The organism is Ottowia sp. oral taxon 894, assembly GCF_001262075.1.
Classification (GTDB): Bacteria; Pseudomonadota; Gammaproteobacteria; order Burkholderiales; family Burkholderiaceae_C; genus Ottowia; species Ottowia massiliensis.
On the sequence record NZ_CP012073.1, the window covers coordinates 585500 to 597274 of the forward strand.

At 59.3% G+C, this 11775-nt stretch carries 10 protein-coding genes; 3 read left to right on the forward strand and 7 right to left on the reverse strand.

Annotated features, from left to right (window positions below):
• Positions 1 to 43: 43 nt before the first annotated feature.
• The 6 genes from ADJ79_RS13865 to ADJ79_RS02505 all read right to left on the reverse strand — a co-directional run bounded on the left by ADJ79_RS13865 (position 44) and on the right by ADJ79_RS02505 (position 7930).
• Positions 44 to 1375 (reverse strand): hypothetical protein, encoded by a 1332-nt coding sequence (locus ADJ79_RS13865; RefSeq protein ID WP_156303979.1) that lies wholly within the window; start codon positions 1373 to 1375, stop codon positions 44 to 46.
• A gap of 130 nt (positions 1376 to 1505) precedes the next feature.
• Entirely contained in the window at positions 1506 to 1697 is a 192-nt protein-coding gene (locus tag ADJ79_RS13870; protein WP_050714639.1) for a hypothetical protein, read from the reverse strand.
• Positions 1698 to 2981: 1284 nt separating this feature from the next.
• Positions 2982 to 4991, reverse strand: a complete 2010-nt coding sequence (locus ADJ79_RS02490) for a nitric oxide reductase activation protein NorD (protein ID WP_050714642.1) — start codon at positions 4989 to 4991, stop codon at positions 2982 to 2984.
• Between the two features lie 37 nt (positions 4992 to 5028).
• Entirely contained in the window at positions 5029 to 5838 is an 810-nt protein-coding gene (locus tag ADJ79_RS02495; protein ID WP_050714643.1) for a CbbQ/NirQ/NorQ/GpvN family protein, read from the reverse strand.
• Positions 5839 to 5990: 152 nt separating this feature from the next.
• Entirely contained in the window at positions 5991 to 7451 is a 1461-nt protein-coding gene (locus ADJ79_RS02500) for a cbb3-type cytochrome c oxidase subunit I (protein WP_050714644.1), read from the reverse strand.
• A gap of 26 nt (positions 7452 to 7477) precedes the next feature.
• Positions 7478 to 7930 (reverse strand): cytochrome c, encoded by a 453-nt coding sequence (locus tag ADJ79_RS02505; RefSeq protein WP_050714645.1) that lies wholly within the window; start codon positions 7928 to 7930, stop codon positions 7478 to 7480.
• Between the two features lie 311 nt (positions 7931 to 8241).
• On the opposite strand from ADJ79_RS02505, the gene ADJ79_RS02510 reads away from it, so the two are divergent.
• From ADJ79_RS02510 to ADJ79_RS13875, 3 genes are all read left to right on the forward strand, one after another.
• Positions 8242 to 8976 carry an OmpA family protein gene (locus tag ADJ79_RS02510; protein ID WP_050714646.1) on the forward strand — a complete coding sequence of 245 codons (735 nt, stop codon included), beginning with the start codon at positions 8242 to 8244 and terminating at the stop codon, positions 8974 to 8976.
• A gap of 9 nt (positions 8977 to 8985) precedes the next feature.
• The gene (pgeF, locus tag ADJ79_RS02515) at positions 8986 to 9804 is read left to right on the forward strand and encodes a peptidoglycan editing factor PgeF (RefSeq protein WP_050714647.1); all 819 of its coding nucleotides are present in this window, start codon (positions 8986 to 8988) and stop codon (positions 9802 to 9804) included.
• A gap of 238 nt (positions 9805 to 10042) precedes the next feature.
• Positions 10043 to 10309 carry a hypothetical protein gene (locus ADJ79_RS13875; RefSeq protein ID WP_156303980.1) on the forward strand — a complete coding sequence of 89 codons (267 nt, stop codon included), beginning with the start codon at positions 10043 to 10045 and terminating at the stop codon, positions 10307 to 10309.
• 346 nt (positions 10310 to 10655) lie between these two features.
• Here ADJ79_RS13875 and ADJ79_RS02520 read toward each other — a convergent pair whose 3' ends face one another.
• Positions 10656 to 11693: an ABC transporter permease gene (locus ADJ79_RS02520; protein ID WP_050714648.1), complete on the reverse strand. Its 1038-nt coding sequence runs from the start codon at positions 11691 to 11693 to the stop codon at positions 10656 to 10658.
• Positions 11694 to 11775: the final 82 nt, after the last annotated feature.

Below are 11775 nucleotides of genomic sequence, written 5' to 3' on the forward strand. Positions count from 1 at the left end.
TTACATGATCAGGATTTGAGACACGCCCTAAATATAAGAAAGCCTAACGAATAAATCCCCATAAATTATAGTAACCATTCCTTAGAATTCCTCCTGATGTTTCAGTAGGCAACTGCTCATATGCAGAAGAAACAACTAATGCTGCTTCACCATTATTGTTGTATGCAGCAACCATTCTAGGTAGAACTTGAACAGGATCGAATCCATTACGGCCATTAAGAGAGGGACCCGAAAAAGATCGAATTATCTTATTTGTTGCTGCACTGTACACACTCCAACGCCCCTCACCACTGATCGTAAGCAAATCTCCATTCCGATTAAATGTATTAACAAAAAAACCCGACCATTTTCCCAAGCAAGGAACGCCCTTAGGCAATTCTTGTTGGCTCCATTGGCCACCAACCCCATCTTTTACATAAACATAACATTTGTCACTATTAGCATCCGCAAACTCACCCCCTGGCATCAAGTTGTATGCATAAACGCGCCCGCCATCCCCTACGACCAAGGGAAAGACTTTGGCTGTATTCGCAATAAAACCTGCTGTATTATTGGCGCTTCCATCAAACCACGCGCGTCCAATATCGCTAACTTGCCAGTCATTTCCTACATCAGCAACCGCAACGAATCTAATATCCGATGAACCAATAGTTTGCACCCATTGTACAGCAGCATATCCTTTGTTAATATGTGCAGCGCTTAAACTACCTCCACTTTGGCGCGAGTCCATAATTCGTACATCTTCAAACCCACCATCAAATGTTCCTCGAGAAACCATGACATTGACTCTACCAGTTTTTTGCTTAGCAGAAGAAGCCCAAATCATATTTCCGGAACTATCCATACTAAAAACTGATCGGTCTGCAACATTAATATTCTTGAAAATATGTCGTTGCCACTGTGTATGTCCCGCAGGCCGATAGCTAATCGCACGGCGCTCTACGATTTCACCTTTATCACTACCCTCCTTGGGTTCCCAATAAAGATGATGAATAGCAATATTTCCCGCATCATCTATAGCAGGCTCATGCACTTGAGAAAATCCTAATAGATCAGGAAAGTCTGTTAACGGTTCTGGAGCAGACCAAGTGCCTGTCGTATTTTCATACCGTGAAAACATAAGAAATGTACATAAAGCAGGAGGTTTCTCATAGCTATCTGATAAACAGTTATTTTTTCCAAGCCAAGTAACAATAACATTCCCATTTGGAGATCCCGCGATACTTCCAACAATGAATCGCGAATGACTACTCGTACTCTCTCCTAATAACAGAGGGGTGCTCCACGTAGCTACGCCATCAGCATTTACCTTGCCGCGTATCACATAAACAGACGATGCCATTCCTTGCGTATTTGATCTAGTGGCATAAAGCATAGTAGCATTTCCAGCGTCATCCAATACAACGCCACTCCCTATTGTTGGCGTGTTTTGAGCTGTCTCTGCAGTAGCCGCAACTAATAATCGGCTGCTCCGCCACTTTTCAGCAATAACGGGCGCTTGAGGTTCAGGTGTTGGCGTAGCCGTTGGTGTTGGCGTAGCCGTTGGTGTTGGCGTAGCCGTTGGTGTTGGCGTAGCCGTTGGCGTTGGCGTAGCCGTTGGCGTTGGCGTAGCCGTTGGCGTTGGCGTTGGCGTTGGCGTTGGCGTTGGCGTTGGCGTAGCCGTTGGCGCTGGAACAGAATCTCCGCCACCGCCACAAGCAGCTAAAGCTGCAATCGCAGCAAGCATTAATAAATGCTTAGTACCAGGAATAGACTGAATCAACATTTTTCTCCTTCACAATATGCAATACAATAGAGTCGCTAACTTAGCGCAAACTGAATTTAAAAGCAAAATTAACATGCTCTCTCATCAATCTGCTATCGATAATAGCATTTTTGTCTACATGTCACCGATTGAGTGACTACAATCCTGCACATGATCTCCTGCGCAGCTGGTACCGAGAATGTGAGATGCATGGACTGGAGGCTGATGCTGAGCGAGCGTTCGCAGTTTCCCCACACCTTCCAGCTCTTCTCCAGCTAGATGAAGCTGTGTTCAACATTTTGCATGAGCCTAAAGGCGCGAAGTCCGTGTCTCTTGATAAGCTGTTACGTGCTCGCCCAAGACGTCCTCCAATCCCAAGCGCAAAGGTCGGTTCAGCGTAGCGACATCGCACAGCAGGTTTTGCTTTTGGTTCAAAATAGGTTCGCAAAGCTTGATACATTCTAACAATTGCTTGCCTTAACTTTTCAATGCCTCGACGTGGGGCAAGCCTTGGATAGCTACCACAATGTGACGTTTGACGTTTAAAGACTGTCCTCAAAGCCATTCCAGAAGCCTGCATATGCCGAATGCAAGCGATCTTGACGAAGGTTTCAGCTGATACCACGCTGATTTCGTAATCCTTGTACTGCTTTCCCAATTGACTTATCTTGAGACGCCAAAAGTACATAAACAGCCTGATCAGCAAAGCCTTGGCTCCCACCCGGTCCTGAATGCCTGCTAAAGGCGCCGCCACGGCCAGCAGCAGTCCCATTGTGTCTACAGCAATATGGCGCTTGTGCCTTTTTGAGACGATCTTGACGGATTGGGAGTCGATGATGACCACGCTGGGTCTGGTCCGCCTGCTCGTCTTGGCGCGCACCTACTGGCGCAGCAGCGCCAGTAGCACGTCCCACACGCTGCGCTGGCACCAGCGAGCAAAGGTGTTGTAGACCCGTTTCCAGAGCGGATAGTTCTTGGGCAGCGCGCGCTACTGACAGCCAGTGGCTTGCATGTAGAAGATGAGAAGATGGCGTTAATCATGTCTCGGGCGCTGCGCACCAGCAGCCTGCCTGCGCGTTTACCTGCCGGAAAGTACTTTTGCACAATCTCCAACTGTTCATCGCTCATGTCGCTTAGGCACATGACAATCGTTTGCCGCAAACTCCATTTTTGAGGACAGCCTCTAAAGAGGTGCCACGTCTTGATGAAGAAGCATGCCCAGGATTTGATGGCGGCGCTACCGGGCGGCGGCAGTGAGCTTTACATACACCTGTGTGAGCGCGCGGGCGAGTTGCTCGGGGCGGTGGATGAGGGCAAAGCCGCGTGAGCCGAAGAGGTGCGGCAGGTAGTCGTGCGCTTGCTGGTCGATGGTGACGCAGAAAGGCACGAGGCCGGCCTGGCGGGCTTCGTGCACGGCGTGGCGGGTGTCTTCCAGACCGTAGCGGCCTTCGTATTGGTCCAGGTCGTTGGGTTTGCCGTCGGAGAGGATGAGCAGCAGGCGCTGGCGTTCGGGCCGCTGGCTGAGGCGCTTGGTTCCGTGGCGGATGGCCGCGCCCATGCGGGTGTAGTAGCCGGGTTTGATGGCGGCCACGCGCTCTTGCGCGGCGGTGTCCCAGCTTTCGCCAAAGCGTTTGAGTTCGTGGATACGCACGTTGCGGCGCACGGACGAGAAGCCGAGCATTTCAAAGGGGTCGCCCACGCTGTCGAGCGCGCCGCCGAAGACCAGCAGGCTGTCGCGGATGAGGTCGATGACGCGGTCGTCTTGTGTGGCGTAGGCGTCGGTGGAGAGCGAGATGTCGGCCAGCACGACGCTGGCCAGGCTGCGCTCGGTGCGCATGCGCTGCGAGAAGATGGGGGGCGATTCGCTGTGGCGGCTGCCGTGGTGGTCTACGCGGAAGCGCACCCAGGCATCCAGGTCCAGTTCTTCGCCTTGCAGCAGGCCGTGCAGCCAGCGGGGGCCGGCGCGCAGGGCTTCAAAGCGGCGGCGCACCTGGCGTTCGGTGGCGCGGAGTTTGTAGCGGTCGATGGCGCTCGGCTCGCGTTTTTTGGGGTCGTCGCCGGATTGCGCTTGCGCCGCCTGCTGGGCGGTGTCGGCCGTTGTGCCGCTGGCTTTTTCTGCGCTGGCTTCTGCGGTTTTGTCTTCGGTGCGGGGGCGCAGGCGCTGGGCGCGGCATACGTCGGGGCGCAGGGTGTGGGCTTTGAAGTCCCATTCGGGCAGGGGTTCACCTTCGCCCACGGGCAGATCGTCCCAGGCGGCGCTGGGCAGGTCGAGGTCGAACTTGACGCGCGCGGCCAGCGTTTCGCCGCCTTTGGCGATGGCGAGTTCGTCCATGTCGTCGGCCACTTTGGTGGCGTCGTGGTCGTCCTGGTCGTCGCCCGCACGATTGACGCGCACGAATTCGCCCCAGCTCAAGATGGATTCGGCGCGGAAGAACATCATCAGCCCGTTGCGGTTGCTGGTATCTTGCGTGCGGCTGGCGCGGCGGCGCTTGTTGTCTTGCTGGGTGTGTTTGTTGTTGCGCGGACGGGCGGCGTCGGGGTCGTCGTCGCGCGCGGGGCCGGCGGGCGGGGGGGCAGCATGAAGCAGCCAGAGCCAGACGGGCGCGGTATCGACGGCGTGGACGATGGCCGTGTTTTCCGGCACGCCGGGCAGCGGCTGGGCCGGGTCGCTCCAGGCTGGCGATTGGGGGCCGGCGGCGGCGAAGTCGCGCAGGGCCTTGAGCGTTTGCACGATGGCGCGCTCGGCCCGCTGGCCTGCCGTGCTTTTTACTTTTTCGGGCGGGGTGCGCTGGGCCAGGTGGGCATTCACTAGGCGGCAAAAGCGCTCGCGCAGGCCGGGGTAGGTGCGCAGGGCGCGGCGGGCAGCGGCCACGTTGTCGGCCAGCCAGCCCGCAGACGTGGTTTCATGACTGGCGGCAAGAGCGGCCAGCCACAGATAAAGGGCACGGTTGAGTTCGCGGCTGTCGAAGACGGCAATAGTTGGCGGCAAGGCCAGGGTTTCGCCGTCCAACGAAGTAACGGCGGCGCGCTCGCCATAACCCGCGATTTTCTGAACCCAGCTGCGCCGCCCGCCGATTTTTTGTGCCGAAGCGGTCGCCACGCGCACGGCAGCGTCGCCCCCGGCTGCGCGAAACAGCAATTCAACGGCACGGGTCACGTCCTCCAGCGGCACGGCCGCTTCCATGAAGGAAGGGTCCGCCACGCGCATGATGAGGCGGTGCCAGCGTTCGCCCACCCACTCTTCCATGATGCTTGCTCCGTTGTTGCGGCTTTTTTGAACGCGTTCAGTCTTGCGGCGCCCACACGGCCTGCACCACTTCGTCAAGGGCGGCGGCGGTGTCGTGGTCGTCGGTGAGGGCATCGACGATGGCGGCGCGGCAGGCGGTGCGCTCATCCAGCCCGGCCACGATCAGGCGGCCTGCCACCACCAGCAAGCGCGTGCTGACGGTTTCTTCAAGGTCTTGATCCGTCAGGCGGCGCAAGGCCGTGGCCAGCCGCACCAGGCGCGCGGCCAGCTCAGGGCTGGCATGGGCTTCTTTTTCGATGATGCGCTGCTCCACATCAGCCACGGGGTAGTCAAAGCCCAGGGCTACGAAGCGCTGGCGCGTGCTGGGCTTGAGGTTTTTGAGCAGGTTCTGATAGCCGGGGTTGTAGGAGACGACCAGCATGAAGCCGGGCGGCGCTTGCAGCTGCTCGCCCGTGCGCTCGATGGGCAGGATGCGGCGGTCGTCGGTCAGCGGGTGGAGCACGACGGTGGTGTCTTTGCGGGCTTCCACCACTTCATCCAGATAGCAGATGGCGCCCTGGCGCACGGCGCGCGCCAGCGGGCCGTCAGACCAGACGGTGTTGCCGTCGCCGATGAGAAAGCGCCCAACGAGGTCGGCGGCCGTCAGGTCGTCATGGCAGCTCACGGTGATCAGCGGGCGGCCCAAGCGGGCGGCCATGTGTTCCACAAAACGCGTTTTGCCGCAGCCCGTGGGGCCTTTGAGCAGCACTGGCAGGCGCTGCCGGAATGCGTGTTCAAACACGCGGCATTCATCGGCCTGTTCGGCATAAAACGGAATGGCGGCCTGGGCCTGATCGGTTGCGGACATCGGCTTTCTCTCTTGGTGAAACGACAAAAGGCTGAAAAAAAATCGCCGCTCCCTCTTGCAGGTTGCGGCGATCGGGATCGTTAGACAGATGGGGGGCGCATCACGGGTTTTTCAACGCTCCGCGCATCTGTCATTGCTGGCGCACTGCGGTTTTATTCACCGTGGCGCACGCGCTGGGCCACGCCGGGCATCACGCCGCCACGGCGGCCATACCAGTTGCCTTCCACCGGCTCGCCGCCGATGAAGAAGCTGGCGAGATACAGCACCAGACCGATCAGGAAGGCCACGCCGCCAAACAGGCGCACCCAGTAGAAGAAGACGATCTGGTCTTGCGCGGCCATGAAGGCCATGGCGCCATCGGTCGGGAAGCGTTGCAGGTAGATCTGCACCGCGCCGGCCAGCGTCAGCGCCAGGGTAATCACGCCCATGCCGACGCTCATGATCCAGAACGACCAGATTTCCACCGTCTGCGAAGCGCGGCTGTTGGCCACGCGGCCGCGCAGGGTGGGCATGGCGTAGCTGATCAGGCAAATCACCACCAGCGCATAAGCGCCATAGAAAGCCAGGTGGCCATGCGAAGCCGTCAGCTGCGTGCCGTGCGAGTAGTAGTTCACCCACGAGAGCGTGTGCAGGAAGCCCCAGATGCCAGCGCCCAAAAAGCCCAGCACCGTGCAGCCCAGCGCCCACACCACGGCAGCCTGGTTGGCGTGGTCACGGCGGCGGCGCTGAACCATGCGGTAGGCAAACAGCGTCAGCAGGAAGAAGGGAATCGGCTCCAGCGAGGAGAAGATGTTGCCGACCAGGTGCCAGTAGCCCGGCAGGCCGATGAAGTAATAGTGGTGAGCCGTGCCCAGAATGCCCGAGAACAGGGCCGTGGCCATGATCACGTAAATCCACTTGTCCACCACTTCGCGGTCAGCACCAGTGGTCTTGATGAGCACGTAGGCCAGCAGCGAAGCCAGAATCAGCTCCCACACGCCTTCCACCCAGAGGTGAACCACGAACCACCAGTACATCTTGTCGCGCACCAGATCGTGCGGGTTGTAGAACGAGAACAGGAACATCAGCGCCAGGCCCCACAGCCCAATCATCAAGATGGTGGTGACAGTGGTCTTGCGGCCTTTCAGATAGGTCATGCTCAGGTTGAACAGCATGGCCAGCGCCACGATGACGATGCCCACCTTGGTCGGCAGCGGCTGCTCCAGAAACTCGCGGCCCATGGTCATGAGCAGGTCATTGCCGGTCAGCTCTGCCAGCCGGGCGTAGGGCACCAGCAGATAGCCCAGGATGGTGGCTGCGCCCGCCGCCAGGAAAATCCAGAACATCAGCAGCGCAAGCCCCGGGCTGTAAAGCTCGGTTTCCGCTTCTTCGGGCACCATGTAATAGGCTGCGCCCATGAAGCCGAACAGCAGCCACACGATCAGCAAGTTCGTGTGCACCATGCGGGCCACGTTGAACGGAATGTGCGGAAACAGAAAGTCGCCGTAGATGTACTGCACGCCCATGACCAGACCAAAAATGATCTGGCCCACGAACAGGCCCAGCGCCGCAATGAAATACGGCTTGGCAACCGCCTGCGACTTGTATTTGAGGGTAAAGGTGGTATTGCTCATGATGGATGAATCCTCTCGTGCGGCGATCAGCCTTCGATATTGGGCGGCCAGCTTTCAGTATCGATTTCGCCGGTCCATTTCAGGAACTCGACGAGGTCGTCGAGCTGCTCATCCGTCAGGTTGAACTGCGGCATCTGGCGGCGGCCCTTTGCGCCCAGCGGCTGCGCCTGCATCCAGCCTTTGATGAACTCGGCGCCGCCATCGTCGCCGCCACGGCGCTTGTAAACGTTGCCCAGCTCCGGCGCGAAATACGCGCCTTCGCCCAGCAGCGAGTGGCAGCCCACGCAGTTGCGCGTTTCCCAGATTTTCTTGCCGCGCACCACCGCTTCGCTCATTTGCGACTGGTTGCTGCGCTCAGGAATGCGGCGTTCGGAATCAAACACCAGCCCGATGAAGATGAAAATGAAAAACAGCGACCCACCGTAGAAGATGTTGCGGGCCATCTGCTTGGTGAACCCGCTTGATGCTCCTGAACTCATGGTTCAATTTCTCCGAGGTTGAAAAACGACGGTGGAGCATAGCGAATCTCAAAAACCCATCCTTGAAACAAGTCAAATACGCCGGATTTCCATCGGTTCGGTCTCTGAAGGGGAAATTTATATTGATAATAACAATTCTCATTTGTGAATAAAGAGATGAATTCCTCCCGCCGCGATATACGCATTTGTGGCGCTTTTTCCGCGAAAGGCCATGCGCCTGGCCTTCCTGAGCAGCATGCGCCGGGCCGATACGCCAGCGCCCTGCCCTGCTAGCATGCCCGCCCCTGTTTCACTCGCAAAGGAGATTTGCCATGACCTCATCCCCAAGCCCCTGCGCCGCCCGCCTGCTGGCCGCCGCCTGCACCGCCGCCGTGCTGGCTGGCTGCGCCAACGTCACTGAAGGGCAGCGCAACGTCATGATCGGCACAGGCGTGGGCGCGGCGGCGGGCGGCCTCATTGGCGATGGCCGGGGTGCGGCCATTGGCGCGGCCGTAGGCGCGCTGGGCACCTACGCCTGGACGCAGTACATGGAAAACAAGCGCCGCGACATGGAGCGCGTGACCGCAGGCACCGGCGTCAGGGTGGAGCAGACGGCCGACAACCAGCTCAAGCTCAGCGTGCCCAGTGACATTTCCTTTGCCACCAACAGCGCGCAAATCGTCTCCGGCCTGCGCCCTGTGCTGGACACCTTTGCCAACGGCCTGAGCCAGCAGCCGGGCCTGGAAATCGTCATCGTCGGTCATGCCGACAGCAGCGGCAACGACGCCATCAACGACCCCCTGGCCCGCAACCGCGCCGCCAGCGTACGCGACTACCTCGTCTCGCGCGGCGTCAGCAGCGCCCGCATCCAGACCGAAGGGCGCGGCTCGCGCGAACCCATCGCCAGCAACGCCACCGCCGAGGGCCGTGCGCGCAACCGCCGCGTGGAAATCTTCCTGGCCGAACGCGCCCAGCAGCAACCCGCCTACCAGCATCCAACACATCAGCAACCCGCGTATCAGCAGCAGCCCGGCTACTCCACTCCTGTCGGCACTCCCATGAATTGATGAGGCCTCATGAGCCGCCTCCCGCTGCCCGCAGACTGGCTCGTGCCGGACTGGCCCGCCCCGCCCGGCGTGCGAGCCGTCTGCACCACACGCGCTTGCCCAGCAGGTGACGCGCCGTCGGCCGCGCCCTGGGGCGGCTTCAATCTGGCGGATCACGTCGGCGACGCACCGCAGGCCGTGGCCTCACACCGCGCCGCGCTGGCCGCCTGCACGGGCGCGCGGCCTGTTTTTCTGGAGCAGGTGCATGGCTGCCACGTAGCGGAACTTGATGCGTATGCGCCTGACGGCCAGCCTGCTGATGCCGCCGTCACCGCCAGCTCCGGCGTAGCCTGCACCGTCATGGTGGCCGACTGCCTGCCCGTGCTGCTGGCCCGCGCGGATGGCGCGGCAGTGGCTGCCGCCCATGCGGGCTGGCGCGGGCTGGCGGGCGGCGTGATTGAGGCTGCGGCGCAGGCCGTGCGTCGCTTGGGGCCGCACCCGCCTGCATCTGCAGCGTCCGCCACATCCGCCGTTGAAGTCGTGGCCTGGCTAGGCCCCTGCATCGGCCCTGACGCCTTTGAAGTCGGCCCCGAAGTGCGCGCTGCCTTCACCGCCGCCCGCCCTGAAGCCGCCGCCTGCTTTTCCCCCCGCCCCGGCGGCAAATGGCTGGCCCATCTGCCCGCCCTCGCCCGCCAACGGCTGGCCGCGCTGGGCATTCCCACCTGGGGCAACGACGGCAGCCCCGCCTGGTGCACCTTCAGCCAGCCGCAGCTTTTTCACTCCTATCGCGCCCGTCCCGTCACGGGCCGCATGGCCGCCTGCGTCTGGCTGCAAGCCGGGCGCCCCTGAATTCATCCCGCTCAGGTAACAACCGTGCGGCCCAGTGTCGCTCAGGCGTATTAAAAACCGGAGCAAATCTAGCGGGTATAAAAATCCCGTTTGCGCCCGTTCCACTAGGACCAGCAGCTATGTATTTGATAGCTGATTCAGGCTTCTTTCAGCGCCCGCCGCCTGCAATAACGCCCGCCGTTTACCAGTTTGGGTTGTTGCTGCCTACAAGATCGCAGAGACTCAATCGTTTGAAAGCATGCTGCCTCTGAATTCGCATCATGCAGCCAGCATCCAGACTAGCTCATTAGGTGACACAGCAATCTGTTTTGTAGGCGAGAATCCAGTCATTACAACCTACGAAATCAAAATGAAGTGCGTCACGCAAGACGACATTGGCGCGGCTGTAGCCAAAATAACCAGAACGCCAATCAGAATTCACAACCGCCTGTTTGTCACCACGGATGCAATCAACCCTATGGTGACTGAATACACCGCAACGTTTTACGAAAACTGGCAGCATTGAGATTCTTATTTTTGATTGCATCGAATGTTTGCAGCACTTTCTGCACCATTCCATCGCATTCGAGAGAATTACCTCAAAGCTTATCAGAAACTGGTTTTAGACAAGCCAGATTCATCTGCCGGCCAAACGTTACAAGAAGCATTTCCGGGATTGCGCCAGACTGCGAAAGCAGTGAATAAATTCAGCGATTCAGAAATCTGCAAGACAATAAAAGAGCTTCGTCCAAGCATTACGCAAATCCCAAAGCACAGATTTGCCAAGCTATCCAGCCCGTACCTGGACGTCTCAGTCGTCAGACTCCTCAAACTCGCTTCAGAAACTAAAGCAAGATCAGTGTTTCCTTGGTTCACGCCTGCGCCTTGCGCGGGTCCAGCGCGTCGCGCAGGGCGTCGCCCGTGAAGGTGAGCAGCAGCAGGGTGACAACCAGCACGCCGAAGGTGGAGAGGGAGATCCACCAGGCATCGATGTTGTTTTTGCCCTGGCTGAGCAGCTCGCCCAGCGAAGGGGTGCCGGGCGGCACGCCCAGGCCCAGGAAGTCGAGCGAAGTCAATGCCAGAATGGCCGCGCTCATGCGAAAGGGCAGGAAGGTGACTACGGGCGTCAGGCTGTTGGGCAGCAGGTGCCGCCACACCAGCCGCCAGCGCGACACGCCCAGCGCGCGGGCGGCGCGCACGTAGTCCAGCTGGCGGTTGCGCAGGAATTCGGCGCGCACGTAGTCCGACAGGCCCATCCAGCCGAACAGGCCCAGCAGCACGATCAGCAAGCTCACGCTGGGCGAGAGCACGGCGCTGAAGATGATGAGCAGATACAGCTCCGGCATGGCGCTCCAGATTTCAATGAAGCGCTGGCCCGCCAAATCCACCTTGCCGCCAAAAAAGCCCTGCGCAGCGCCTGCCGCCACGCCCAGGGCCACGCCCAGGGCGGTAAGCGCCAGGCCAAAGAGCGCGCTGACGCGAAAGCCGTACAGCAGCTGCGCCAGCAAATCGCGTCCGCGATCATCGGTGCCCAGCCAGTTTTCGCGCGAAGGCGCGGCGGGCGCGGGCGCGTCTGAAAAGTAGTTGATGGTCTGCGCGCCATACGGATTGGGCGGATAAATGGCCCAATTTCCGGGTTTTTCAAATTGCTGGCGAATATAGGGATCAAGATAATCGGTTTCCGTGTGGAAATCGCCGCCAAAAACCGTTTCCGGATAGCTTTTGAATATTGGAAAGTAATAAGCGCCTTCGTAGCGCAATATCAGCGGCTTGTCGTTGGAAAGCAGCTCCGCCAGCAGGCTGAGGGCCACCAGCACGGCAAAAGCCATCAGGCTCCAATACCCCAGCCGGTGGCGCTTGAAGCGCAGCCATGCGCGGCGGGCAGGGGAAAGCGAGGCGAAATCAGGCATGAGTCAAATGCGGGCCGCTTATTCCTCAAGACATTCTTATTCGAATTATCCGGAACAGACTCAAGGTTTATTTTCAGGCTGT